Origin of the sequence: Enterobacter sp. FUJ80071, assembly GCF_038739915.1 — a bacterium.
Taxonomy (GTDB): Bacteria; Pseudomonadota; Gammaproteobacteria; order Enterobacterales; family Enterobacteriaceae; genus Enterobacter; species Enterobacter kobei.
The window spans coordinates 4,011,380-4,036,236 of the sequence record NZ_JBBXKH010000001.1 but is presented as its reverse complement, the minus strand read 5'-3'; the positions used below and the strand labels follow the sequence as shown (position 1 = coordinate 4,036,236).

The following is a 24,857-nucleotide window of genomic DNA, read 5'->3' as shown; positions in this document are numbered from 1 at the left end:
CGTTTTCTCTTTTCCAGAATGATACGTAAGTCTGGCAGAGAAGACGAATTAGTTCATCCAGCGGTCTTTACGCTTGCGGCTTGGGATAAGATGCGGCAGGACCAGACCCAGCACCAGACCCACGCCCAGCACGCCGCCGCCATACATAAACCACTGCATGATGATGGTGCGCTGCTTGTCATCAAGCTGCAGATTCGCGGCGTTTACCTTTTTTTGCGCGACGATCAGCTCATTTTTGAGTTTTTGATTCTCTTCTTTCAGACCGTTAATCACGCTGTCGCTCTGTGCCACTTTCTGCTGCATCTCTGCGGTGCGCTGGTTCCAGGTACCGTCGATGTTGTTCAGCTTGTCGGTCAGGGTCTTCACCTGGTTTTCCAGATCCGGAACGCGCGTGCGCAGGCTTGGTACGGTGCTCAGCTCTTTCAGCGGGATCCAGGAAGTACGACCGGTACTGTCGCGAACCTGACCATAGTTGGTGTCCGCGTTGGTCTGTAACAGGGTGACTTCCTCGCCGGCATTCACCGTGCCCACGAGGCGATAATTATCTCCGGGGCCACTGCGTACCCAGGTGTTCAGTTCGTCAGAAACGTAACGCTTCTCTTCAGCGTGCACTGCGGTTGCGGCGCTAAAAGCGAGTAAAGTAAGTCCAATCAGGCGTAATTTAAGCATCATTAGTCGTTATTTTCATAAATAGTGGAACGATAGTAGTGGCAACAGTGTCTCTACGCAAAGCATTCGTCAGCAATCAGAATCATCTGTGTCACGACTCTACACATTTACGCCCGTCAAATTGCTCATTGCATGGCAATTTGGCGCAAAATACTATGTACTGACAAACAAATGGCGAGGAAGTTCGCCCTCATTGACGCGTCTGTGACGCCCGCAAAAGTACAAGGCTATGGCTCAGGAAATCGAATTAAAATTTATCGTCGAAAAAGACAGCGTTGACGCGCTCCGCCAGCATCTGCATACGCTCTCCGGCGAGCACCATGAACCCGTACAGTTGCTCAACATCTACTACGAAACGCCGGATAACTGGCTGCGTAGCCACGATATGGGGCTGCGCATCCGCGGCGCAAACGGGCGCTACGAGATGACGATGAAAATCGCCGGCCGCGTGGTCGGCGGTTTGCACCAGCGCCCGGAATACAATATCGACATCAGTAAGCCAGAACTTGAGCTGGATCGTTTCCCGGCGGAGGTCTGGCCGGAAGGTGAACGGCCTGCCACGCTGGCAGAGCAGGTACAGCCGCTGTTCAGCACCGATTTTTGCCGTGAGAAATGGCTGGTGACGGAAGGTAAGAGCCGCATTGAAATCGCGCTGGATTTAGGCGAAGTGAAGGCGGGTGAGTGCCAGGAGCCTATTTGCGAGCTGGAGCTGGAACTGCTGGAAGGGGATGCCAGCGACGTGCTGAAACTGGCGCGCAAGCTGGTGAGCCAGCCGGGTTTACGTCAGGGCAGCCTGAGTAAAGCGGCGCGCGGTTACCATTTGGCGGCCGGGAATGCGCCACGCCTGCTGAAAGAGACCCCGATTCTGCGTGTTGTTCCGAAGGCCAGCATTGAACAGGGCATGGAAGCGGCGCTGGAGCTGGCCCTCTCTCAATGGCAGTACCATGAGGAACTCTGGGCGCGTAACGTGAAAAATGCCAGCAAACAGGTGCTGGCCGCCATTGGGCTGGTGCGTCATGCCCTGGCACTGTTTGGCGGTATCGTACCGCGTAAAGCAAGTGCTCACTTACGTGACCTGCTGACCCAAACTGAAACGCTGATGCATTCCGATGTCTCCGCGCAAACGGTGATCTACAGCCCGCAAAACGCCGCGGCAAAACTGGCGCTGACCGAGTTTCTGGTGACGCGCGGCTGGCGCAGCTTCCTGGATGCAAAAGCGCAGACCAAAATCGCGGATAATTTTAAACGCTTCGCGGATATCCATCTTTCCCGTCACGCTGCCGAACTGAGAACGACCTTCGCACATCCGCTGGGTGACCAGTACGGCGATCAGCTTCCCCGTCTGGCGCGTAATATCGACAGCATGTTGCTGCTGTCGGGGGCGTATGAGGGCGTGAAGGCGCAGGCCTGGCTGGAAAACTGGCAGGGGCTCAAGCATGCCATTGAAACCCGTCAGCAGATTGAGATCGAGCATTTCCGCAACGAGGCCATTTCGCAGGATCCGTACTGGCTGCACAGCGGAAAACGTTAATTCTGGCAAGGAACCCCTGATATGCCGCTTTCTTCGCAGTTACAGCAGCACTGGCAGACCGTTTGCGAGCGTCTGCCCGAGTCTTTACCGGCGTCATCGTTAAGTGAGCAGGCCAAAAGCGTGCTCACGTTCAGTGATTTTGTTCAGGAAAGTGTGAGTGCCAACCCGGACTGGCTGGCAGAGCTGGAGAGCGCACCGCCGCAGGCGAACGAGTGGCGGCAGTATGCCAGCTGGCTGCAAGCCGCGCTGGCAGATGTGGCTGATGAAGCGACGCTGATGCGCGTTCTGCGTCAGTTCCGCCGCCGGGTGATGGTACGCATTGCCTGGGCGCAGTCGCTGGCGCTGGTGAGCGAAGAGAGTACGTTGCAGCAGTTGAGCGAGCTGGCGCAAACGCTGATCATCGCCGCGCGAGACTGGCTCTACGCCGCCTGCTGTAAAGAGTGGGGCACGCCGTGCAGTGAAGAAGGGGTTCCGCAGCCGCTGTTGATTCTGGGGATGGGGAAGCTGGGCGGTTGCGAGCTGAACTTCTCCTCAGATATCGACCTGATTTTTGCCTGGCCGGAAAACGGCTCGACGCGCGGCGGGCGCCGCGAGCTGGACAACGCCCAGTTCTTTACCCGCCTCGGCCAGCGTCTGATCAAGGCACTGGACCAGCCGACGCAGGACGGCTTTGTCTACCGCGTGGACATGCGCCTGCGCCCGTTTGGCGACAGCGGTCCACTGGTGCTGAGCTTTGCCGCGCTGGAGGATTATTACCAGGAACAGGGGCGCGACTGGGAGCGTTACGCAATGGTCAAAGCGCGGATCATGGGCGACAGCGACGACGCTTATGCTAACGAACTTCGCGCCATGCTGCGCCCGTTCGTTTTCCGCCGCTACATTGATTTTAGCGTGATCCAGTCCCTGCGTAATATGAAAGGGATGATTGCCCGCGAGGTCCGCCGCCGTGGGCTGAAGGACAATATTAAGCTCGGCGCGGGCGGCATTCGTGAAATTGAATTTATCGTTCAGGTCTTCCAGCTCATTCGCGGCGGGCGAGAGCCGTCGCTGCAGTCGCGCTCGCTTCTGCCGACGCTGAGCGCCATTGAGCAACTGCACCTGCTGCCGGACGGCGACGCGCAAACCCTGCGCGAAGCCTATCTTTTCCTGCGCCGTCTGGAAAATTTGCTGCAAAGCATCAATGACGAGCAGACGCAGACATTGCCGGGCGATGAGCTGAACCGGGCGCGTCTGGCCTGGGGTATGGGGGCGGACGACTGGGCGGCACTGACCGAAACGCTGGACGCACACATGGCAGGCGTGCGCCGCATCTTTAACGATCTGATTGGCGACGATGAAAGTGAATCCCCGGATGATGCGCTCTCCGAGCACTGGCGCGAGCTGTGGCAGGATGCGCTCCAGGAAGATGACACCACGCCGGTGCTGACGCACTTAAGCGATGATGCCCGCCATCGTGTGGTGGCCTTAATTGCCGATTTCCGTCTCGAACTGAACAAACGCGCCATCGGGCCGCGCGGTCGTCAGGTGCTGGATCATCTGATGCCGCACCTGCTGAGCGAGGTCTGCTCGCGAGAAGACGCGCCGGTGCCGCTGTCGCGCATGATGCCGCTGCTGAGCGGGATTATCACGCGTACCACCTATCTTGAGCTACTGAGCGAGTTTCCGGGCGCGCTGAAGCACCTGATAACGCTCTGCGCCGCGTCGCCGATGGTGGCGAACAAGCTGGCGCGTTACCCGCTGCTGCTGGACGAACTGCTCGACCCGAACACGCTCTATCAGCCGACGGCGACGGATGCGTATCGTGACGAGCTGCGCCAGTATTTGCTGCGCGTGCCTGAAGAGGACGAAGAGCAACAGCTGGAGGCGCTGCGCCAGTTTAAACAGGCACAGATGCTGCGCGTGGCGGCGGCCGATATTGCCGGAACGCTGCCGGTGATGAAAGTGAGCGATCACTTAACCTGGCTTGCGGAAGCGATTATTGACGCGGTTGTCCATCAGGCGTGGGGGCAGATGGTAGCCCGCTACGGTCAGCCAAAACATCTGGCCGATCGAGAAGGGCGCGGCTTCGCGGTGGTGGGTTACGGCAAGCTCGGCGGCTGGGAGCTGGGATACAGTTCCGATCTGGATTTGATCTTCCTGCATGATTGCCCGGTGGACGTGATGACCGACGGCGAGCGCGAAATCGACGGGCGTCAGTTCTATCTGCGCCTGGCCCAGCGCATTATGCACCTGTTCAGCACCCGCACTTCGTCCGGCATTCTGTATGAAGTGGATGCGCGCCTGCGCCCGTCCGGCGCGGCGGGCATGCTGGTGACCTCAACGGAATCCTTCGCCGATTATCAGAAAAACGAAGCCTGGACGTGGGAGCATCAGGCGCTGGTGCGCGCCCGCGTGGTCTATGGCGATCCGCAGCTGCACGCGCAGTTCGATGCGATTCGCAAGGCGGTCATGACCACCCCGCGCGAGGGCAGTACGTTGCAGACTGAGGTGCGCGAGATGCGCGAGAAAATGCGCGCGCATCTGGGCAATAAGCATCGCGATCGCTTTGATATTAAAGCCGACGAGGGTGGTATTACCGATATTGAATTTATCACTCAGTATCTGGTGCTGCTGCACGCACACGATAAGCCGAAGCTGACGCGCTGGTCGGATAACGTGCGTATTCTGGAACTGCTGGCGCAAAACGACATTATGGACGAGCAAGAGGCGCAGGCCTTAACCCGCGCCTACACCACGCTGCGCGATGAACTTCATCACCTGGCGTTGCAGGAGCAGCCGGGGCATGTCGCGCTGGACTGTTTTGCCGCAGAGCGCGCCCAGGTGACGGCAAGCTGGCAGAAATGGCTGGTGGAGCCGTGCGTAACAAATCAAGTGTGATATTATCGCGCGCAAATTGTGAATCTTTCTGGAGTCAGGAATGAAAGTAACACTGCCAGAGTTTGAACGTGCTGGAGTAATGGTTGTCGGGGATGTGATGCTGGATCGCTACTGGTATGGACCAACCAGCCGTATCTCTCCGGAAGCACCGGTACCGGTGGTTAAGGTCGATACCATTGAAGAGCGTCCCGGCGGCGCGGCAAACGTGGCGATGAACATTGCCTCCCTGGGAGCACAGTCGCGTCTGGTTGGCCTGACCGGCATCGACGATGCGGCGCGTGCGCTGAGCAAGTCGCTGGCGGACGTGAACGTGAAGTGCGACTTCGTTTCTGTTCCGACCCACCCAACGATTACCAAGCTGCGCGTGCTGTCGCGCAACCAGCAGCTGATCCGCCTCGACTTTGAAGAAGGGTTTGAAGGCGTTGATCCTGAGCCGCTGCACGAGCGCATTAACCAGGCGCTGGGTAATATCGGTGCGCTGGTGCTTTCCGACTACGCTAAAGGTGCGCTGGCGAGCGTGCAGACGATGATTCAGCTGGCGCGTAAGGCTAACGTGCCGGTGCTGATTGACCCGAAAGGCACCGATTTTGAGCGCTATCGCGGCGCGACGCTGCTGACGCCAAACCTCTCTGAGTTCGAAGCGGTGGCGGGCAAGTGCAAAACCGAAGAAGAACTGGTTGAACGCGGCATGAAGATCATTGCTGACTTCGAGCTGTCTGCGCTGCTGGTGACCCGCTCCGAGCAGGGGATGACGCTGCTGCAGCCGGGCAAAGCGCCGCTACATATGCCAACCCAGGCGCAGGAAGTGTACGACGTGACCGGTGCCGGTGATACGGTGATCGGCGTGCTGGCGGCGACGCTGGCAGCGGGTAACTCCCTGGAAGAGGCCTGCTACTTCGCGAACGCTGCGGCGGGTGTGGTCGTCGGCAAACTCGGGACCTCAACCGTTTCCCCTATCGAGCTGGAAAACGCGGTGCGCGGGCGTGCCGACACCGGTTTTGGCGTCATGACCGAAGACGAGCTGAAAGTGGCTGTTGCCGCTGCGCGTAAACGCGGCGAGAAAGTGGTGATGACCAACGGCGTGTTCGACATTCTTCATGCGGGTCACGTCTCTTATCTGGCGAATGCGCGCAAGCTGGGCGATCGTCTGATTGTGGCGGTCAACAGCGATGCGTCGACCAAACGTCTGAAAGGCGAAACACGTCCGGTGAACCCGCTGGAGCAGCGCATGATTGTGCTCGGCGCGCTGGAAGCGGTGGACTGGGTGGTGTCGTTTGAAGAAGATACCCCGCAGCGCCTGATTGCTGGCATTCTGCCGGACCTGCTGGTCAAAGGCGGTGATTACAAGCCGGAGCAAATCGCAGGTAGCGAAGAGGTCTGGGCCAACGGTGGCGAAGTGATGGTGCTCAACTTTGAGGACGGATGTTCAACCACCAACATCATCAGGAAGATCCAGAAAGACAGTCAGTAAAAAAACGGGCCAGTTGGCCCGTTTTTTTACTGTCGCGTGGCGGCTGCGCCGCGATCATGTAGGCCCGGTAAGCGAAGCGCCACCGGGCACAACAGGCCGCACTTATGCCTGATCATCCACCGGTGGAATCGCCGGTGCCGGCTTCACTTCTTCCGGTGCATGACGGTTTTCCAGCTCGCTCAGACGCTGTTCCAGCAGCGCCAGCTTCTCGCGGGTGCGCAGCAGAACCTGCGTCTGCACGTCGAACTCTTCGCGGCTAACTAAATCAAGGCGAACCAACTGCGCCTGCAGCGTCTGGCGGATTTTCTTCTCAACGTCATCACCAAATTCACGAATGCCTTTTGGCATGGATTCATGAACCTGACGCGCAATTTGCTCAATTTTCTTTGGGTCAATCATTGTCGTTTCCCTTGATGGAAAGGTGTCAGTGTCCATTGTAGCGCGTCATGCCCGGGGTAAACAAAATTGTTTGATGCTTATGCATTGCCCAGCATAATCAATAGCGTTATAGTTATCTCGCTTATTCTCAGGGCGGGGCGAAATTCCCCACCGGCGGTAAATCAGCTTCACGCTGAAAGCCCGCGAGCGCTTTGGGTGACTACTCAAAGGTCAGCAGATCCGGTGTAATTCCGGGGCCGACGGTTAGAGTCCGGATGGGAGAGAGTAACGATCCAGTCGGGCATGGGCCCGCTCACGTTATCTTTTTGCCGCTTGTTCGGCGCTCCTAAGACTGCCCTGATTCTGGTAACCATAATGTTAATGAGGTTTTTTTACCATGAATCAGACGCTACTTTCCTCTTTTGGCACTTCAATTCAACGTGTTGAACATGCACTGGATGCACTGCGCGAAGGCCGCGGTGTGATGGTGCTTGACGATGAAAACCGTGAAAACGAAGGCGACATGATTTTCGCTGCCGAAAACATGACCGTTGAGCAGATGGCGCTGACCATCCGTCACGGTAGCGGCATCGTATGCCTGTGTATCAACGAAGAACGCCGCCAGCAGCTTGATCTGCCAATGATGGTTGAAAACAACACCAGCGCCTTCGGGACCGGTTTTACCGTGACCATTGAAGCTGCACATGGCGTGACCACTGGTGTGTCGGCGGCTGACCGTTTGACCACCGTGCGTGCAGCCATTGCGGATGGGGCGAAACCCTCCGATCTGCACCGTCCTGGCCACGTCTTCCCGCTGCGTGCGCAGCCGGGCGGCGTGCTGACCCGTGGTGGTCATACCGAAGCAACTATCGATCTGGTGACCCTGGCAGGCTTTAAACCTGCTGGCGTGCTGTGTGAATTGACCAACGATGATGGCACCATGGCGCGCGCGCCGGAGTGCATTACCTTTGCGCGTCTGCACAACATGCCGGTAGTCACGATTGAAGATCTGGTGGAGTACCGCCAGGCGCACGAGCGCAAAGCCAGCTGAAACCGCTGATGTGAAAAAGCCGGGGAAACCCGGCTTTTTTGTGGCTAGTGGTAGTTAATTTTAAACAGCACCACCGTTTCGAACGGACCTGACTGAATGGCTTTTCCCGCGTCGGGGGAGAGCTCCGCGGTATAGGTTTGTTCATAGTTCAACGTACTCCCGGTGAAATCCGCATACTCTTCGTAGTGGTTGAAGGTATAAGGCTGGGTTCCATTGAGGATACGTAGCTTTAAGCCATTTCCAATCAACAGGGCAGTGTCGTTTTCGGAGAGCGACTCCGTCGTGTAAAACGATGAGTCCATTTTAAAGCCATCTGAACACTGGGCGTCCTGCACTTTCGTGGTTTTAACCGTAAAGGTGCGGTTGCGCGTTTGCTGATTCACGATGTCGCGCGCACTGAAGGTACCGAAATCAATCTCCTGGTTCTCAGGATAAATACTGAAGGTTGCGCCGCAGTCGAGGACGGTAATGTTTTCTAACCCGTTAATGTGGTACTTGAGGTTTTTTGCATCGGCCATCTGGTTAACCCCGCCTTTTCCGTCAAACTGCACCACGACGTAGTCCCCCAGCGAACTTTTGTAGCCGTGCGGCGGAACGGCCTTTATACGAACGTAAAGGCGCAGTCGGGCAATGAACGTGCGCGTGGTGTGAATATCATTGGCATTGCCTGAGCATAGCCGGTTCTCCCACCCCATTTGCTTAATTTGTTCCGGGGTGTACATGGTGATGTTGTTATTATCAAGGCACTGGCGGGTATCTACGCCGTTTGGCTGCCCCGTCGCGTCATAATCCATGCCTTCATAGGTAACCCCCAGCTCGTAGTAAGGGTCGGAAGCGGCTGGATAGGGGTTGACCCAGGCATAGACGTCCTCTTTTTCGAAGCTGCCGGCCACATCGTGGTTACAGGTGACCGGGATTTTAATGTCGTCAGATTCCCAGATCTTTTGCCCCACCTGTGCATTGCTGGGGATCGCGAACGGACTGATCGTTTTTGTCTCTTCCACCGGGCCGCCCTGAGCGCCCAGATAGCAATCGAGCGCCAGCGCGGCTTTTAAGGGCAGCAGCGCCAGCAGCATCGCGATCAAAACATTAGTGAGCTTTCGCATCGCTTGTGGCCTTCGCATCCTTAAGTTGGCAGGTCGACGTCCCCTGACAGGTCGCGTCAAGCTTTCGCAGTGCGCCGTAATCGTCGATATAACCAATGCTGTAATAGCTGCCGTGATAGCCACCGGTGGTGACAGAGGCGCTAGTAAAGGGTGCCAGCATCAGGCTGTCAAAGCCGGACAGCATGGCTTTACCCTTTTTGCTTAGCCAGGCGAGGGTGAGGTAATAAGGTGTAGGGTTATGAATTGTCAGCCCTTTTGCCGTTGCCGTCACCTCCATGCGCATTTCAGAACGATCGCCTGCTTTTTTCACGATAGCCCTCGGGCGCCAGAACAGCTTGATACGGCTCTGCATGGCGACCTGCATGACGCTGCGATCATCGTCGAGGCTGGCGCTTTTTGGTGGCACTTCGCGCAGGTTGAAGTAGAAGAGCGATTCCCGATCTTTTGGCAGCGCGCTGGTGGCCGCCTGCTTCACGATCCTGACCTGGGATGACGATCCGGGCTCAATGCGCTGGATCGGAGGAAGCGCCATAAAGTGGCTGTCTTCCTTACGACCGTTTTCGTCTTCGATCCAGGAGAGCGCAAGATAGGGGAGCGTTTTGCTCTGGTTATCGACCTTCAGGCTGCTGGCCTTGTCGGTTTCGGGAAAGACGATGCGGGTACGATCCAGATTAATGGCCGCCTGGCTGGCGAATGCTGTACCGATCAACATCAGGCACAGGCTTTTCAGTGGAGTGAGTTTCATCATAATTTACTGACACGGCAGCATAAGCTGCGAAAGGTTAGTGAGGTGTGAAGGTAGCGTGAAGCGACACTGGCTGGCGTCGCCCCAGGTTACCAGGAATTGCTGCTCGGGCTGTACGGCACCCAGCCAGACATGGCCCTCGTCGGCGACGATACCCACGTCTTTACCGCTATCCGCCATCTGGACGCGCGCGCCCAGCGGCGGCATGCCTGATGCGGTTCGCAGGATGCCCAGAACATCATTTCCCGCCCGGGTGGCGATCTGGCGATAGCCGATGGCCCCTTCTGTCCAGGTCGAGGTCATGACGCGGTTATCCACGTCTACGCCTTCGGGGAGATCGTTCAGGTTGACCTGCACGCTCGACGGTGAGTAGCTGGAGAACGAAGGAAGCACCCCGATCCCGAAGGCGTTGGTCTGGTCCCGCGACATGTTGAGCGGAATATTGCTGATGCCGTCCGTGCTCACCATGACACGCGGTTCGTTGCCGTAGCTGCGGCGGTGCAGGGCCATGCCTTTTGCCGTACCGGTGAAGGACCCATTCCAGCTGGCGCTGAGGGAGCTGTAGTCATTCGCCTTATAACTTCCGGAAACGTTGAGATCGCCGAGCGGGGAGTAGTGCTGGTAGTTTCCGCTGAACTGCGCGCCTGCATCGGTCTGCTGACTTTCGGTACCGGCAGAAACGCCCCAGGTGTTGTTCTTGTCAGAGGTGTCGTACCACGAGACGGTCTGGCTCAGGTTGTCGCTGTTGCGCAGGTCATAGCTGAGGCGATGGTCAGGATCCAGCGGCACGCTGAGAGACAGGTAGAACTGATTGTCGTCCTCGCGATCTTGATAGTGGGTTTTGCTGAACGATGCCGAAACGCCAAGGTTTTTCCAGCGGCCCAGATCGAAGTTATACCCCGCGGTCAGGCTGCCCGTATTTGATGGCGCTTCGTCCCACCAGGTTTGCCGGAGCAGGCTAAGGTAGAGATTGAGTGACAGCGCGGGAATGTACTGGCTGGCCGTGATGCTAAACGTCTGTTTTTCCGACTGGCTGTCATTATTTTCGCTGTCCAGGAAGCGTGCGTAGCTGAGGAACTGCGGGTCGGAGTAGCGGTAGCTGGCCAGGGTAAGCTGGCTTCCCGTGGTATCAAAGCGTTTGCTGTAGTTGAAGCGATAGCTGTAACCCGTCTGAGAGGGCTTGTTCGGGAGCTGGCTGGTCGCCTGGGTCACATCGAAGGAGAGGGCCCCGATCAGCGCGAGGTTTTGCCCGATGCCCGCTGCGATGGAGCGATAGTTATCGCCATCGGCGAGCGTGCCGCCGTACAGTGAGGTGTTGGAGAACAGGCCCCACGAGTACTCGCCGCTCATAAAGGCACTGTCTTCAAGGGCATGCGATGCATCTTCGCGGGGTTTGCCCACGGCAAATTTGTAGCGAACCTGGCCCTTGCGCGTCAGGAAGGGCACGGAGGCGGCGGACACCTGAAACGTGCTCACGCGGCCGTCGTCTTCGGTAATTTTAACGTCCAGCGTGCCCTGGACGGATTGGTTCAAATCCTGAATGACAAACGGGCCGGGTGGCACCTTAGTTTGATAAATCACGCGGTCAGCGAGACTCACCGTGACGGTAGCATTAGTTTGCGCAATCCCGGCGATTTGCGGTGCATAGCCGCGAAGAGACCAGGGTAGCATGCGTTCATCGCTGATCAGCGACGCCCCGGTATAGGTAAAGGCATCAAAGATAGCGGACTGAAAGTCTGTCTCACCCAGCGTCAGTTTCGCGCCAAGCGTCGGCAAAGGACGGAACATATAGACGCGTGAGAAGCGGCCGTTATGGGTTGACCCTCTCTCGGCATGCGTTTGATTGTACTGATAATCGCTACGTAGACGCCATGCACCCAGGTTGGCACCTGCGGTTCCGTAGGCGTTCGCGTTATCCGTGCTGCTACCTTCCTGCGGCTGATAATGGCTGGCAAAGAGGTTATAGTCCAGCAGCACGCCGGCCACGCCGTTGTCCCAGGTGGAGGGGGGCATCCAGTCGTTCGGACGAAATTGCATCATGGCCTGAGGTACGGTGACGTGCAGCGTTTGGGTTGATTGCTCGAAGCGGAATTTAATATCCGCCTGCGGGGTAAAATCCACGCAGCCCTGTTTAAGCGTTAGGGTCTGACGAACAGTGTCCTGAAGGCCAAAGGTGTCTGCCAGTTCTGCGGGAATACAGACTTCGGCTTTGTTATCAACCTCTTTCCAGGTCAGTTCCCAGCCGTTTGCCAGTGGAATATCGTTGATCGCGACGGTGACAAAATAACGTCCTGGCGTAACGGACGTCTCTTCTTTAAAGCGAGAAAGATCAATGCCCGACCGTAAATCTCTATCGATAGCATTAATATTAAATTCAGTGGCAGAGGCGGCGTGCGCAAGCAAGATGGCAGTAATGATGATTATCGATTGTGATTTATTTTTCATCATTCTGTTACTCGAATAAATAAAAAATCCGACTGGTAAACATCACCAGTCGGTATAACGGATCATGTTTAATCGTTATTTATACATCAGCACATAGTTGGCGTTAGCTTCAACCTGGCCCGCGGTGGCAGTGGTACCTGTTGGCACTTCCATGCGCGCTTTAAAGTGCAGCGTCTGGGTGTCTGAATTAGGCAGCAGATCCACCGTTTTTGCCGAGCCAAGGGTGATGTTTGCTTCGTCGTTGTCCAGCAGACGGACACCGACGTTTTCAGCACCGCTTGCATAGGTGTTGCTCAGAAGGCTGGTATCTGATGCGTAGGTGGCGGTGCTGCTGAACGTCACTTCCACTTTGGTTATTGGCGTCGCCGTCTCATCGTCGGGATCTGACAGAACGCAGTTCTGCAGGTTAATATCTACCGCAACGGGGGTGGACTTCTTGTTTGCATTGATGACGGCGGTGGTCACTTCACCGAGATCCACCTCTTTATCAACGCTGTCTGGTGCAATGCTGCAAGGCGCGTCAATAACAACGCCTTTAAATTTAATTTTCCCGGAGCCCTGATCGGCGGCAAATGCTGAACCAGAGACAATTGTTGCCATCGCAACGGCTAACAGTGCTTTTTTACCTGCATGCATGAAAATATCCTTTTCCAATGAATTCATACTCTGAATATTAATTTTCAGAAAATTACCATGAGATTATACCTGTGAAAAAAGAGTGAGTGCGATTAATTGCTCTTAAAAATAAATGTAGTCAACATTAAAATATAATCTGAAGTGATCTTTAGTATCGGATTAACAGCGAAAAATGGATTTTCAGTCGCGTGAAACAATGGTCATATTAGCGATAATAATGTCTTATTTAAAATTTGACTTTCAGGAAATAAATAAATGTAAAAATACGTGTAAAAAAAAGAGACTATCAGTGAGTACTATTTTTTCATTGAATTTATTAATTTTTAGTATGTTTGCCACCGCCGATGCCTGCTGCCTGGCGCTGAATCAGGTTCAATCTCATCACTGACATTCATTTTTTCTGATGTTGTTCCGGATGTTCAAATTTCCTGATGATGATCTTCATGCTTATCTGCGTTCATCTGCGCCAGATTGCGCGTAATGTAGCACCATTAAATTAACACCTTCTGTAAGGATATCATCATGACTTCTTCCCGTATGCCCGCCCTGTTTATAGGCCACGGAAGCCCAATGAATGTTCTCGAAGACAACGTCTATACCCGCGCCTGGCGTCAGCTGGGGGAGACGTTGCCGCGGCCGAAAGCGATTGTGGTGGTATCTGCACACTGGTTCACCCGGGGAACGGGCGTGACCGCCATGGAAACGCCAAAAACCATACATGATTTTGGCGGCTTCCCGCAGGCCCTTTATGACACGCACTATCCGGCACCGGGCTCGCCTGCACTGGCAGAACGTCTGGTCGAACTGCTGGCGCCTGTTCCTGTAGCGCTGGATAAAGAGGCCTGGGGTTTTGACCACGGCTCGTGGGGCGTGCTGATTAAAATGTATCCTGATGCGGATATCCCGATGGTGCAGCTCAGCATCGACAGCACCAAACCGGCAGCCTGGCATCTGGAAATGGGGCGTAAGCTGGCGACGCTGCGTGACGAAGGCATCATGCTGGTGGCGAGCGGCAACGTGGTGCATAACCTGCGCACGGCACGCTGGCACGGTGAAAATACGCCGTACCCGTGGGCTACTGCTTTCAACGATTACGTGAAAGCCAATCTGACCTGGCAGGGACCGGGTGAAGAGCACCCGTTAGTGAACTATCTGGATCACGAAGGCGGTTCGCTCTCTAACCCGACGCCGGAACACTTCCTGCCGCTGCTGTACGTTCTTGGCGCGTGGGATGGTCAGGAGCCGGTGACACTCCCGGTCGATGGTATTGAGATGGGTAGTTTGAGTATGCTGTCGGTGCAGGTAGGGTGAAAACATGCCCGGTGGCGCTACGCTTACCGGGCCTACAAAACCGTAGGCCGGGTCAGGCGAAGCCGCCACCCGGCAGATCTTACTCCACAAAAATATGCGGATAGAACCGTGACAGATCCTGCGTGATCAGCGCGCGATCTTCGCGAATGCCAATCCCGGCGGGCTGGTCGTTAATCAGCCAGCTGCCAATCAGCGTATAGCTGTCGCCAAACTTCGGCAGTTGATAGAATGCCTGGACGATCATCCCTTCTTCGCCGTACGGTCCTTCAACCGCTTCCACCGTTTTGCCGTTTTCGATAATCGACACGTTCGCGCCTTCGCGGGAGAAAATCGGCTTAACGACGTATTTCTCCATCGGCGGGAAATCATCTTCTGCAAAATACGCTGGCAGCAGGTTTGGGTGGTTCGGGAACATTTCCCACAGCATCGGCAGCAGAGCTTTGTTAGAGATAATGCTTTTCCATGCCGGCTCCAGCCAGCGCACGCCCGCATCTTCCAGCTTGGTGGAGAACATTTCGCGCAGCATGTATTCCCACGGATAGAGCTTGAAGAGGTTGCTGATCACCTGATCCTGCATATCCGTAAACTGACCTTTTTCTCCCAAACCGATATCTTCGATATAAAGGAATTCAGTCGCCACGTCGGCTTCGGCGGCACAGTCCTGCAGATACTGCACCGTTCCACGGTCTTCTTCCGTGTCGCGGCAGCAGGCGAGGTGCAGCAGGTTGAAGCCAAACTGCTCGCGCAGCTCGGCGAAACGCGCGATAAGCTTCTCCTGCAGGCTGTTGAACTGGTCGCTGCCTGCCGGCAGGTTTCCGGCGTTCATCTGATCTTCCAGCCAAATCCACTGGAAGAATGCCGCCTCGTACAGAGAGGTTGGCGTATCCGCGTTGTTTTCCAGAAGCTTAGGCTCGCCCACGCCGTCCCATGCCAGATCGAGGCGAGAGTAGAGCGAAGGCTGATTTGTTTTCCATGACTGACGAACAAAGCTCCAGGTGTGCTTTGGAATGCGGAATTTGGTCATCAGCTCGTCGCTGTCGATGACTTTCTCCACCACTTTCAGGCACATCTGGTGCAGTTCTGCGGTCACGTCTTCAAGCTTTTCCACCTGAGCGAGCGTGAGCTTGTAGTAAGCATCTTCACACCAGTACGGTTCCCCGTACATGGTGTGGAAGTTAAACCCGTACTCGGTCGCTTTTTCGCGCCAGTCCGGGCGTTCGGTAATACTGACTCGTTCCATGATCAGCCGCCCATTGAGCGACTAGAGGTGCCTGACGCACTGCGCTGCATGCTGGTCTGTTTCGCCACAGACTCACCAAACCCACCGCGAGTGATGGTGTTGGTGGTCGCAGGTTTCGGCGCCATTGCGGTTTTCGGAACGGTCACGGTACGGCCCGGGGTTGCTGCGCCGTAGCCTTTGCCGCTGGCATCGGTATATTGACCATAGGCCGGGCTGGACGGGTTTTTCGAGCTAAACAGCGGCTGCTGCTGGTAACCCGCGCCGCCACCCATCAGGCGGCCCATCATGTAACCTGCCATTAATGGCATCCAGAAGCTGCCGCTGGACTGCGCCTGCGCCTGATTTTCCGGCGCCATACCTGCCTGAGCTGGCGTCTGCTGGCACTGGCCTTCACCAAACTCCGCCACACAGTCTTCACGTGAGGCATACTTCGGCGCAGTGCGTTCCGCTTCTTTCAGCGCGTTGGTGTACGCCGTCTTACATTCTGCGGCCTGACCGGTTGCAGCGGAACAGTCATCTGCGTTTTGATACAGCGAAACCGTTTCGTCGTTTTTCTCACAGCCTGCCAGCATAAAGACAGCCGTAACCGCCAGCGCAACGGGCGTGAGGTGGCGCGCATTCCAGCTTTTGCGGAACGACGCGTGATTAATCGTTTTTGTCCGTTTCATATTTGTCTTCCAGGACCCAGTGGTAATAACGCTCAGGATAGAGGATGAGTGGTTGAAAATGAAGCGAAGAGGGGCGGAATCAGGGGGATCTTTACGTTGGCTTACGTTCGGGTGTGATTTTGCGCCGGGTGGCGCTTCGCTTACCCGGCCTACGATTAAGTAGGCCCGATAAGCGAAGCGCCATCTGGCAATGCTTAATGACGGAACGGGTTAGAACCGCTGCTTGCGGGGGCCGTGCTACGCGCGGCGGCTGGCTGTGCCGCAGGGGTGCTACCGTTAGCGTTGAAGTTATCAACGGCGGCAACCTGATCCGGGTTCTCAGGCGCGACGCTTTCTGGCGACGTTGAAACCGGTTTGCCCAACGTGCTGTTCAGCATCTGCAGATCCTGCTCGTTCAGCGTACCCAGAGCCTGTTTGATGTTCAGCTGGTTAATCAGGTACTGGTAACGTGCGCTGGAGAGCTGCTGTTTCGCGTTGTACAACGTGGTGGTCGCGTCGAGCACGTCAACAATCGTACGTGTACCCACGGAGTAACCGGCTTCCATCGCGTCCAGGGAGCTCTGTGCAGACACCACGGCCTGTTTATAGGCATTGATGCTGCTGATAGAGGCGTTCACGTTGTTGAAGGAAGAGCGAACGGTCTGCACCACGTTGCGGTGCGCGCTTTCCAGCTGCTCGCTCGCGCCAACAAAGTTGTACTGCGCCTGTTTCACCTGCGAGTTAACCTGACCACCCTGGTACAGCGGCAGGGAGAAGCTCAGGCCCACTTTGTTCTGGCCCATATTGCTGTCGTCATACTGTGACGTATTGGTTTTAGAGCCGCTGTAGCTGGTATCAGAGACGCCGGTAGACGCGCTCAGGCTCAGGGTTGGCAGGTGACCGTCCTGCGCCTGACGAATTTGCTCGCGGGCCAGATCCTGGCTCAGACGCGCCTGCAGCAAGCTCAGGTTGCGGTTTTCCGCCTCTTTCAGCAGCGCGTTAACCGCCTGCGGTTTATCCGTCTTAAAGCTGTCCACGTTCAGAGAGGCCAGCTCAGGATAGTAATTGCCGGTGACCTGACGCAGCGCTTCCAGCGCGTTGTCGAGGTTGTTACGCGCGGTCACTTCGTTAGCCAGCACGGTGTCGTACTGTGAACGGGCGTTCTGTACGTCGGTGATCGCCACCAGACCCACGTTGAAGCGCTGGGTGGTTTGATCCAACTGACGGTAAATCGCCTGTTTCTGCGCTTCAGTGTAGGAGAGCGCGTCGATGGCGCTCAGCACGTTGAAATACGCGGTGGCCGTGTTCAGGATCAGCGTCTGCTGATCGGTCTGATAGGTGACGTCCTGAATACCCGCGCTCTTTTCCTGCAGGGTCAGGGCACGCCATTTGGACATATCAAACAGCGTCTGTGTTAATTGCAGTGAGGCGCTGGTAGCATTGGAGTTAACGCCGTTAGCGTCGCGGAAACCGTTGCTGTAGGTATAATCTGCACCTAAACCTAACTGCGGCAGCAGTGGGCTACGCGCTTCGTTAATCTTTTCAAACGCAGCATCACGATCGGCCGCTGATTTACGTAAATCAGGGTTGCCCAGACGTGCCTGCTGGTAGACCTGTAACAGGTTTTCCGCCTGGCTCATTGCACTGAAGCCCGTCAGGCTCAGGCCGATAAGGATGGGGAGCAATTTCTTCATTTGCATTCCTTGTTGTGAAGCAGTATTAGCGCTGATCTAATTAAAAAATAATTGCCGATTCTAACAGAATCATCCACACCAAAAGGTTGGCGTTACGTGCCATCTGGCGGTAATTTGCACCAATCTACCATATAGCCTTACAAACGGCAGCCAAACAGCCTTGAAATTCACAATTTCATCACCATTGCTACCAGGACTCGACTCATGCAAAAACCAGAAAAGTTGCCCGTGACATTCGCCAAAAACGATGTAGAAATTATTGCACGAGAAACGCTTTATAGCGGTTTTTTTTCAATGGATCTTTACCGTTTCAGGCATCGCCTGTTTAACGGTGAAATGAGCGGCGAAATCAGACGCGAAATTTTTGAGCGCGGGCATGCGGCTGTCTTGCTACCCTTTGACCCAGTGCGTGACGAAGTTGTGCTGGTGGAGCAGATCCGCATCGCCGCGTATGACGTCAGTGAGAGCCCGTGGCTGCTGGAGATGGTGGCCGGGATGATCGAAGAGGGCGAGACGGTTGAAGACGTCGCCCGCCGCGAGGCGCTGGAAGAGGCCGGACTGGTGGTTGGTCGTACAAAACCGGTGTTGAGTTATCTGGCGAGCCCGGGGGGCACCAGCGAGCGCTTGTCCATCATGGTGGGCGAAGTGGACGCCACGACGGCGGAAGGGATCCACGGTCTGGCTGATGAAAACGAAGATATTCGGGTTCATGTGGTGAGCCGGGAACAGGCTTATCAGTGGGTAGAAGAGGGGAAAATCGACAACGCAGCGTCTGTCATTGCCCTGCAATGGCTGCAACTGCATTATCAGACATTACGAAACGAGTGGAAAAAATGAAGCGCTATACACCTGACTTCCCAGAAATGATGCGCCTGTGCGAAACCAATTTCGCACAATTGCGCCGCCTGCTGCCGAGAAATGACGCACCCGGCGAAACGGTAAGCTATCAGGTGAGCAATGCGCAGTATCGGTTAACGATAACAGAATCAACGCGCTACACTACGCTGGTCGAAATTGAACAAACGGCGCCCAGCATTAGCTACTGGAGCCTGCCGTCAATGACGGTGCGCCTCTATCATGATGCGATGGTCGCTGAAGTGTGTTCGAGTCAGCAGATCTTTCGCTTCAAGGCGCGGTATGATTACCCGAATAAAAAGTTGCATCAACGCGACGAAAAGCATCAAATTAACCAGTTTTTAGCCGACTGGCTAAGATATTGTTTAGCACATGGAGCAATGGCGATTCCGGTTTGTTAGCGTCATAAACCTACCTAAGGACACCATTTGGAAAGCCTGTTGAACCTGACTGTTGCTGGTGGGGCGCCAGTCAGGATATTACAAATCACCGATACCCACCTTTTTGCCGAAAAGCATGAGACGCTGCTCGGGGTGAATACCTGGGAGAGCTATCAGGCAGTACTTAGCGCCATTCACGCTGAACATCGCGACTGCGATCTGATAGTTGCAACAGGCGATCTGGCGCAGGACCAATCCTCCGCGGCCTACCAGCATTTTGCTGAAGGCATCGCGAGCTTTAGCGTGCCTTGCGTCTGGCTGCCGGGAAACCACGATTTCCAGCCCGCGATGTACAGCTCGCTCCAGGACGCGGGGATTTCTCCGGCGAAGTGTGTTTTTGCGGGTGAAAAGTGGCAGATCCTGCTGCTGGACAGCCAGGTATTTGGCGTCCCGCACGGTGAGTTAAGCGAGTTTCAACTCGACTGGCTGGAGACCAAACTGGCTGCCGAACCTGAACGTCATACCCTGCTGTTGCTGCATCATCATCCGCTCCCGGCGGGCTGCAGCTGGCTCGATCAACACAGCCTGCGTAACTCCGCCGCGCTGGATCGCGTGCTGACGAAGTTCCCCCGCGTGAAACATCTGCTGTGCGGACACATTCATCAGGAACAGGATCTCGACTGGAACGGGCGCCGCATGCTGGCGACGCCGTCGACCTGCGTGCAGTTTAAACCGCACTGTGCCAACTTTACGCTGGATACTATCGCGCCAGGCTGGCGCTGGCTGGAACTGCATGCCGACGGCACGCTGACCACGGAAGTCTGCCGTCTGGCAGGCGCACAATTCCGACCAGATACCGCTTCAGAAGGCTATTGATGTCTACGCTCCTTTATCTGCACGGATTCAACAGCTCGCCGCGCTCCGCAAAAGCGACACAGTTTCGCCAGTGGCTGAGCGAGCATCACCCCCATGTTGAGATGATTATCCCGCAGCTGCCGCCTTATCCGGCGGAGGCGGCGGAAATGCTCGAATCCATCGTGCTTGAACACGGCGGTGAATCGTTTGGTGTGGTCGGCTCATCGCTGGGCGGGTACTACGCCACCTGGCTCTCGCAATGCTTTATGCTGCCGGCCGTTGTGGTGAATCCGGCGGTACGGCCATTTGAGCTGCTGAGGGACTTTCTTGGTGAAAACGAGAACCCCTACACCGGGCAGCAATATGTGCTAGAGTCACGCCATATTTACGATCTCAAAGTTATGCAGGTCGACCCGCTTGAAGCGCCGGATCTCATCTGGCTGCTGCAACAGACGGGTGATGAAGTGCTGGATTACCGCCAGGCAGTGGCGTATTACGCATCCTGCCGCCAGACTATAGAAGAAGGCGGAAACCATGCTTTCACGGGCTTTGAGAATCATTTCACCCAGATTGTCGATTTTCTTGGACTGCACAGCCACTGACAATCAATGCGAATTGCTAGTTTAAATCATGACGCAAACCTATAACGCTGATGCCATTGAGGTCCTCACCGGGCTTGAGCCGGTTCGCCGCCGCCCGGGGATGTACACCGATACAACGCGCCCAAACCACCTGGGCCAGGAAGTTATTGATAACAGTGTGGACGAAGCGCTGGCGGGTCATGCCAAACGCGTTGACGTCATCCTGCATGCCGATCAGTCGCTGGAAGTTATCGACGACGGGCGCGGCATGCCGGTGGACATCCACCCGGAAGAGGGCGTGCCTGCCGTTGAGCTGATCCTGTGTCGTCTGCACGCGGGCGGTAAGTTCTCCAACAAAAACTACCAGTTCTCCGGCGGTTTGCACGGCGTGGGGATCTCCGTGGTTAACGCCCTGTCCAAACGGGTGGAAGTGAACGTCCGTCGCGACGGTCAGGTCTATAACATCGCGTTTGAAAACGGCGAAAAGGTGCAGGATTTGCAGGTTGTCGGCACATGCGGCAAACGCAACACCGGTACCAGCGTCCACTTCTGGCCAGACGAAAGCTTCTTCGACAGCCCGCGTTTTTCCGTTTCTCGCCTGACGCACCTGCTGAAAGCGAAAGCGGTGCTGTGTCCCGGCGTAGAAATCACCTTTACCGATCACGTCAACAATACCGAGCAGAGCTGGTGCTACGCCGATGGTCTTAATGACTATCTGTGCGAAGCGGTAAACGGCCTGCCGACGCTGCCGGAAAAACCGTTCGTCGGTAACTTTAGCGGTGACACCGAAGCGGTGGACTGGGCGCTGCTGTGGCTGCCGGAAGGCGGCGAGCTGCTGACGGAAAGCTACGTCAACCTGATTCCCACCATGCTCGGCGGTACGCACGTCAACGGCCTGCGTCAGGGCCTGCTGGATGCGATGCGCGAGTTCTGCGAATACCGCAACATTCTGCCGCGCGGCGTGAAGCTGTCGGCGGAAGATATCTGGGATCGCTGCGCCTACGTGCTCTCCGTGAAGATGCAGGATCCGCAGTTTGCCGGCCAGACCAAAGAGCGTCTGTCGTCACGTCAGTGTGCGGCATTCGTCTCCGGCGTGGTGAAAGATGCCTTTACCCTGTGGCTGAACCAGAACGTTCAGGCGGCAGAGATGCTGGCAGAAATGGCGATTTCCAGCGCCCAGCGCCGTCTGCGTGCGGCGAAGAAAGTGGTACGTAAAAAGCTGACCAGCGGCCCTGCGCTGCCGGGCAAGCTGGCGGACTGTACCGCACAGGACCTCAACCGTACCGAGCTGTTCCTCGTGGAAGGGGACTCGGCGGGCGGGTCGGCCAAGCAGGCGCGCGATCGTGAATATCAGGCGATCATGCCGCTTAAGGGTAAGATCCTGAACACCTGGGAAGTCTCTTCAGATGAAGTGCTGGCTTCGCAGGAAGTGCATGATATTTCCGTAGCGATCGGTATCGATCCTGACAGCGACGATCTGAGCCAGCTGCGTTACGGCAAGATCTGTATCCTCGCGGATGCGGACTCCGATGGTCTGCACATTGCCACGCTGCTGTGCGCGCTTTTCGTGAAGCACTTCCGCACGCTGGTGAAAAACGGTCACGTCCACGTCGCGCTGCCGCCGCTGTACCGTATCGACCTCGGCAAAGAGGTTTATTACGCACTGACGGAAGAAGAGAAGGCGGGCGTGCTGGAACAGCTGAAGCGTAAGAAGGGCAAGCCTAACGTCCAGCGCTTTAAAGGGCTGGGTGAGATGAACCCGATGCAGCTGCGTGAAACGACGCTGGATCCGAATACGCGCCGTCTGGTGCAGCTGACCATCAGCGACGAAGACGAACAGCAAACGAATGCCATGATGGATATGCTCCTTGCCAAGAAACGTTCGGAAGACCGACGTAACTGGCTGCAGGAGAAGGGTGATATGGCGGATATTGAGGCCTGATGCCCTCACCCTAACCCTCTACCACAGGGAGAGGGAATGGATTGTAGGCCCGGTAAGCGTGAGCGCCACCGGGCTTTTTTACATCAAAACTCCATCTTCACCGTAAACTGCACTTCACGCGGATCGCCGATTTGGTTGCCCAGATTATTGGTCGCGATAGATGACGTGTAGTAGGTCTTATCAAACAGGTTCTTCACGTTGACCTGCAGCGTCACCGGATACTGCAGCTTCATCCTGTACGCCGCAAACGCATCCGCCACGAAATAGCCCGGCAGATAATAATCCGCACCGTTGGTCGCTGAGCGACGGCTCACGCCATGCCCGCCGCCGCCGAGGGTCAGCGTATTCCCGGCAAACGCATTATGAATATCGTAGGTCAGGAACAGGGAACCGGTATGGCGCGGCACGTTTGGCAGCGGTTTACCCGCATAGTCCGGGTCTTCCAGCACTTTCGCGTCGGTATAGCCGTAGCTGGCGATAATGTTAGTGTTCTCCGTCAGCGACCCGGCGAGATCCACCTCTACGCCCTGAGAACGCACGCGGCCCGCGGTTTTGGCGATGGTTTCGCCCCCAATGCTTTCGGTATACAGCACGTTGCGTTTGTGAATATCAAACAGCGCGATGTTGGCAGTAACCCCGTCGAACAGGTCGAACTTTGCGCCCACTTCGTAGGCATTCGACGTTTCCGGCGGCAGGTCGCCAATATAGCTCGCAATGGACGACTGCGGCATAAACGTCTGGGAGTAGTTAGCAAACAGCGAAACGGACGGCGTGAGTTTGTAAACCAGCCCCAGCTTTGGCGTCCACTGTTCGTCGCGACTGTCGGTGTTAACGTTGAAAGGACGGCCTTTACCGGCGTACTGGGTGTAATACTGATAGCGCATCCCGGCGACGGCGATCCATTTATCGGTCAGGTACAGGGCATCCTGCGCGTAGGCAGAGTAACTCTCCTGCTTCAGCGTCTGGTCGCTGTCAGCGGCGGAGACGGTTGTACACTTGTCGAGTTTGCCGTAAACCGGATGGTAAATATTGAAACCTTTGACGTTCTTACAGCGCATCATGTCCGTACGCAGCAGATCGTAATTTTCATACGACACGCCGGTCAGGATCTCATTGTAAAAGCCCGCGATATCCACGTTGCCCTGCAAATCCGCGCGGGTGCTGTGCATGCGCTGGGTTGAGCCCTGGGTCGCATCCACGCGACGGGTGAGGTTACCGGTTTTGGCATCGTAGGCCATTACGCGGGCCTGATTATCGCTGTATTTATCCTGGCTGTAGCTGTAGTCGAACTTCGCGGTCCACTGGCTATTAAGGCGGTATTCCGCGTTAAGCTGAGCGAGATCGGACTGCCCGTCAGTGATGTTAAACGGCTCGTCAAAACGGGTATTGCGATCGACGTTCACCGGCTGTTTGGTGTTGAGGTCGAAGATCGTGCCGCGATCGAACGGCGTTTTATAGTCGCGGTGGGAATAGAGCACGGTCACCGTGGCATCATCGCCAAACCAGGTCAGGGAGGGGGCGATAAAGGTGCTGCGTTCGTTACCGAAATTGCGCCAGTAGTCCTCGTCCTGATACTCCCCTGTCAGGCGGTACGCCAGACGGGTCCCGTCAATCGGGCCGGTCACGTCAACCTGTCCGGTGCCGCCGCCAAAGCTGGAGGAGGTGGCAGAAATTGCGCCGCCAAAGGTTTTCTCCGGGCGTTTAGTGACGACATTAATCAGGCCGCCCGGATCGAGAATGCCATAAAGCGTTGAGGCCGGGCCTTTCAGCACCTCCACGCGTTCGGTAGCGGCGTTGAAGCTACGCGGCAGGACGGTACGCAGACCGTTGGTCATGATCGAGCCGTCGCGGTTCGCGCCAAATCCACGGCGTACAAAGGCATCCTGCGTACCGCCCAGGGTGTTGGTCTGAACCACGTTGCTGACGTTATACAGCGCTTCATCGAGCGTGGTAGCGTGCTGATCCGCAAGCACTTTATCGCTGACGGTATTCACCACCTGCGGGATATCCAGCATGGGCATAGTGGTCAGCGTCGCGGTGGAGGTGTTCAGCGGCTGGTAGCCGTTGGTGGCCTCCGCCACGGCAGTGGGATCGGCGATAACGGTAAGCGTTTCGCCGTCTTTAGCCGTATTAGCGTCTGCGGCCTGTACCAGCGGTGCGATAAACAGCAGAGAAAAGAGCGCGCGCCCTTTTACCCCAGAGAGTGAAGGTGTGAACGTAGCCATTACATCTGTTATCCCGAAATATCCGTGAATCACCTCCACGGAAGAATGTGTGAGTCATTGCCCTTAATGGTCTGCTCGTTAGCCAGAACCGGCATCGAACATGTAATTGAGAATCATTCAATCATGCAGGCATGTAGTAGTAAATGAAAAAAGATGAAAATTGGCTACACAGGCGAAACGTGACGAAAATACAAAAGGTTAACCATTTAATTGATTGA

20 protein-coding genes and 1 riboswitch are annotated in these 24,857 nt (G+C 56.0%); of the genes, 10 read left to right on the top strand and 10 right to left on the bottom strand.

Annotated elements, in window-relative coordinates:
- Positions 1 to 48: 48 nt before the first annotated feature.
- Entirely contained in the window at positions 49 to 669 is a 621-nt protein-coding gene (locus AAER43_RS19515) for a TIGR04211 family SH3 domain-containing protein (protein ID WP_014885272.1), read from the bottom strand.
- 229 nt (positions 670 to 898) lie between these two features.
- Here AAER43_RS19515 and AAER43_RS19510 point away from each other — a divergent pair, with 229 nt between their 5' ends.
- Genes AAER43_RS19510 through hldE form a run of 3 tightly spaced genes read left to right on the top strand, consistent with a single transcriptional unit; the run spans position 899 to position 6,548 of the window.
- The gene (locus AAER43_RS19510; protein WP_045268646.1) at positions 899 to 2,200 is read left to right on the top strand and encodes an inorganic triphosphatase; all 1,302 of its coding nucleotides are present in this window, start codon (positions 899 to 901) and stop codon (positions 2,198 to 2,200) included.
- A 21-nt stretch (positions 2,201 to 2,221) separates the two neighbouring features.
- The gene (glnE, locus tag AAER43_RS19505; RefSeq protein ID WP_047027402.1) at positions 2,222 to 5,077 is read left to right on the top strand and encodes a bifunctional [glutamate--ammonia ligase]-adenylyl-L-tyrosine phosphorylase/[glutamate--ammonia-ligase] adenylyltransferase; all 2,856 of its coding nucleotides are present in this window, start codon (positions 2,222 to 2,224) and stop codon (positions 5,075 to 5,077) included.
- Between the two features lie 40 nt (positions 5,078 to 5,117).
- Positions 5,118 to 6,548, top strand: a complete 1,431-nt coding sequence (gene hldE / locus AAER43_RS19500) for a bifunctional D-glycero-beta-D-manno-heptose-7-phosphate kinase/D-glycero-beta-D-manno-heptose 1-phosphate adenylyltransferase HldE (RefSeq protein WP_023337812.1) — start codon at positions 5,118 to 5,120, stop codon at positions 6,546 to 6,548.
- A 102-nt stretch (positions 6,549 to 6,650) separates the two neighbouring features.
- On the opposite strand, the gene ubiK is transcribed toward hldE, so the two are convergent.
- A complete protein-coding gene (gene ubiK / locus AAER43_RS19495) occupies positions 6,651 to 6,947 on the bottom strand; it encodes a ubiquinone biosynthesis accessory factor UbiK (RefSeq protein WP_014885268.1) in 297 nt (98 codons plus the stop codon).
- Between the two features lie 119 nt (positions 6,948 to 7,066).
- Positions 7,067 to 7,217: riboswitch (FMN riboswitch) on the top strand.
- Between the two features lie 106 nt (positions 7,218 to 7,323).
- Between ubiK and ribB the strand changes: the two genes are divergently transcribed.
- On the top strand, positions 7,324 to 7,977 hold the full coding sequence (ribB, locus tag AAER43_RS19490; protein WP_014885267.1) for a 3,4-dihydroxy-2-butanone-4-phosphate synthase: 654 nt from the start codon (positions 7,324 to 7,326) through the stop codon (positions 7,975 to 7,977).
- A gap of 44 nt (positions 7,978 to 8,021) precedes the next feature.
- Here ribB and AAER43_RS19485 read toward each other — a convergent pair whose 3' ends face one another.
- From AAER43_RS19485 to AAER43_RS19470, 4 genes are all read right to left on the bottom strand, one after another.
- Positions 8,022 to 9,083, bottom strand: coding sequence for a type 1 fimbrial protein (locus AAER43_RS19485; RefSeq protein WP_014885266.1), 1,062 nt, complete (start codon positions 9,081 to 9,083; stop codon positions 8,022 to 8,024).
- Positions 9,067 to 9,828, bottom strand: a complete 762-nt coding sequence (locus tag AAER43_RS19480; RefSeq protein WP_050861929.1) for a molecular chaperone — start codon at positions 9,826 to 9,828, stop codon at positions 9,067 to 9,069. Before AAER43_RS19480 ends, AAER43_RS19485 begins: the two co-directional genes overlap by 17 nt.
- A 6-nt stretch (positions 9,829 to 9,834) precedes the next feature.
- Positions 9,835 to 12,273: a fimbria/pilus outer membrane usher protein gene (locus AAER43_RS19475; protein ID WP_050861930.1), complete on the bottom strand. Its 2,439-nt coding sequence runs from the start codon at positions 12,271 to 12,273 to the stop codon at positions 9,835 to 9,837.
- Positions 12,274 to 12,348: 75 nt separating this feature from the next.
- Positions 12,349 to 12,909: a fimbrial protein gene (locus AAER43_RS19470; protein WP_014885263.1), complete on the bottom strand. Its 561-nt coding sequence runs from the start codon at positions 12,907 to 12,909 to the stop codon at positions 12,349 to 12,351.
- A gap of 522 nt (positions 12,910 to 13,431) precedes the next feature.
- Between AAER43_RS19470 and ygiD the strand changes: the two genes are divergently transcribed.
- On the top strand, positions 13,432 to 14,220 hold the full coding sequence (ygiD, locus tag AAER43_RS19465) for a 4,5-DOPA dioxygenase extradiol (protein WP_014885262.1): 789 nt from the start codon (positions 13,432 to 13,434) through the stop codon (positions 14,218 to 14,220).
- 79 nt (positions 14,221 to 14,299) lie between these two features.
- Here the strand turns inward: ygiD and AAER43_RS19460 are convergent, their stop codons facing one another.
- From AAER43_RS19460 to tolC, 3 genes are all read right to left on the bottom strand, one after another.
- Positions 14,300 to 15,460, bottom strand: a complete 1,161-nt coding sequence (locus AAER43_RS19460; RefSeq protein ID WP_023337808.1) for a glutathionylspermidine synthase family protein — start codon at positions 15,458 to 15,460, stop codon at positions 14,300 to 14,302.
- Between the two features lie 2 nt (positions 15,461 to 15,462).
- Positions 15,463 to 16,128, bottom strand: coding sequence for a DUF1190 family protein (locus tag AAER43_RS19455; protein ID WP_047027878.1), 666 nt, complete (start codon positions 16,126 to 16,128; stop codon positions 15,463 to 15,465).
- Positions 16,129 to 16,322: 194 nt separating this feature from the next.
- Positions 16,323 to 17,807: an outer membrane channel protein TolC gene (gene tolC / locus AAER43_RS19450; protein ID WP_086527700.1), complete on the bottom strand. Its 1,485-nt coding sequence runs from the start codon at positions 17,805 to 17,807 to the stop codon at positions 16,323 to 16,325.
- A gap of 198 nt (positions 17,808 to 18,005) precedes the next feature.
- Between tolC and nudF the strand changes: the two genes are divergently transcribed.
- The 5 genes from nudF to parE are packed head-to-tail and all read left to right on the top strand — an operon-like array spanning position 18,006 to position 22,414.
- Complete coding sequence (nudF, locus tag AAER43_RS19445) at positions 18,006 to 18,638, top strand: ADP-ribose diphosphatase (RefSeq protein WP_008502974.1); 633 nt, start codon at positions 18,006 to 18,008, stop codon at positions 18,636 to 18,638.
- On the top strand, positions 18,635 to 19,057 hold the full coding sequence (locus AAER43_RS19440) for a DUF1249 family protein (protein WP_003862516.1): 423 nt from the start codon (positions 18,635 to 18,637) through the stop codon (positions 19,055 to 19,057). The genes nudF and AAER43_RS19440 overlap by 4 nt, the downstream gene beginning before the upstream one ends.
- A gap of 27 nt (positions 19,058 to 19,084) precedes the next feature.
- Entirely contained in the window at positions 19,085 to 19,912 is an 828-nt protein-coding gene (gene cpdA / locus AAER43_RS19435) for a 3',5'-cyclic-AMP phosphodiesterase (RefSeq protein ID WP_014885258.1), read from the top strand.
- Positions 19,912 to 20,493 carry an esterase YqiA gene (gene yqiA, locus AAER43_RS19430; RefSeq protein ID WP_023331317.1) on the top strand — a complete coding sequence of 194 codons (582 nt, stop codon included), beginning with the start codon at positions 19,912 to 19,914 and terminating at the stop codon, positions 20,491 to 20,493. The genes cpdA and yqiA overlap by 1 nt, the downstream gene beginning before the upstream one ends.
- A 28-nt stretch (positions 20,494 to 20,521) precedes the next feature.
- A complete protein-coding gene (parE, locus tag AAER43_RS19425) occupies positions 20,522 to 22,414 on the top strand; it encodes a DNA topoisomerase IV subunit B (RefSeq protein WP_050861931.1) in 1,893 nt (630 codons plus the stop codon).
- Positions 22,415 to 22,497: 83 nt separating this feature from the next.
- Here the strand turns inward: parE and AAER43_RS19420 are convergent, their stop codons facing one another.
- The gene (locus AAER43_RS19420) at positions 22,498 to 24,639 is read right to left on the bottom strand and encodes a TonB-dependent siderophore receptor (RefSeq protein ID WP_057057653.1); all 2,142 of its coding nucleotides are present in this window, start codon (positions 24,637 to 24,639) and stop codon (positions 22,498 to 22,500) included.
- Between the last annotated feature and the right edge of the window lie 218 nt (positions 24,640 to 24,857).

Bases quoted from the DNA above. Each gene is read 5' to 3' on its own strand.
- nudF (WP_008502974.1), top strand. From the start codon at position 18,006: ATGCAAAAACCAGAAAAGTTGCCCGTGACATTCGCCAAAAACGATGTA.
- AAER43_RS19475 (WP_050861930.1), bottom strand. From the start codon at position 12,273: ATGAAAAATAAATCACAATCGATAATCATCATTACTGCCATCTTGCTT.
- parE (WP_050861931.1), top strand. From the start codon at position 20,522: ATGACGCAAACCTATAACGCTGATGCCATTGAGGTCCTCACCGGGCTT.
- AAER43_RS19510 (WP_045268646.1), top strand. From the start codon at position 899: ATGGCTCAGGAAATCGAATTAAAATTTATCGTCGAAAAAGACAGCGTT.
- hldE (WP_023337812.1), top strand. From the start codon at position 5,118: ATGAAAGTAACACTGCCAGAGTTTGAACGTGCTGGAGTAATGGTTGTC.
- AAER43_RS19460 (WP_023337808.1), bottom strand. From the start codon at position 15,460: ATGGAACGAGTCAGTATTACCGAACGCCCGGACTGGCGCGAAAAAGCG.
- ubiK (WP_014885268.1), bottom strand. From the start codon at position 6,947: ATGATTGACCCAAAGAAAATTGAGCAAATTGCGCGTCAGGTTCATGAA.
- AAER43_RS19515 (WP_014885272.1), bottom strand. From the start codon at position 669: ATGCTTAAATTACGCCTGATTGGACTTACTTTACTCGCTTTTAGCGCC.
- glnE (WP_047027402.1), top strand. From the start codon at position 2,222: ATGCCGCTTTCTTCGCAGTTACAGCAGCACTGGCAGACCGTTTGCGAG.
- AAER43_RS19440 (WP_003862516.1), top strand. From the start codon at position 18,635: ATGAAGCGCTATACACCTGACTTCCCAGAAATGATGCGCCTGTGCGAA.
- AAER43_RS19420 (WP_057057653.1), bottom strand. From the start codon at position 24,639: ATGGCTACGTTCACACCTTCACTCTCTGGGGTAAAAGGGCGCGCGCTC.
- tolC (WP_086527700.1), bottom strand. From the start codon at position 17,807: ATGCAAATGAAGAAATTGCTCCCCATCCTTATCGGCCTGAGCCTGACG.
- ygiD (WP_014885262.1), top strand. From the start codon at position 13,432: ATGACTTCTTCCCGTATGCCCGCCCTGTTTATAGGCCACGGAAGCCCA.
- ribB (WP_014885267.1), top strand. From the start codon at position 7,324: ATGAATCAGACGCTACTTTCCTCTTTTGGCACTTCAATTCAACGTGTT.
- AAER43_RS19480 (WP_050861929.1), bottom strand. From the start codon at position 9,828: ATGAAACTCACTCCACTGAAAAGCCTGTGCCTGATGTTGATCGGTACA.
- yqiA (WP_023331317.1), top strand. From the start codon at position 19,912: ATGTCTACGCTCCTTTATCTGCACGGATTCAACAGCTCGCCGCGCTCC.
- AAER43_RS19455 (WP_047027878.1), bottom strand. From the start codon at position 16,128: ATGAAACGGACAAAAACGATTAATCACGCGTCGTTCCGCAAAAGCTGG.
- AAER43_RS19470 (WP_014885263.1), bottom strand. From the start codon at position 12,909: ATGCATGCAGGTAAAAAAGCACTGTTAGCCGTTGCGATGGCAACAATT.
- AAER43_RS19485 (WP_014885266.1), bottom strand. From the start codon at position 9,083: ATGCGAAAGCTCACTAATGTTTTGATCGCGATGCTGCTGGCGCTGCTG.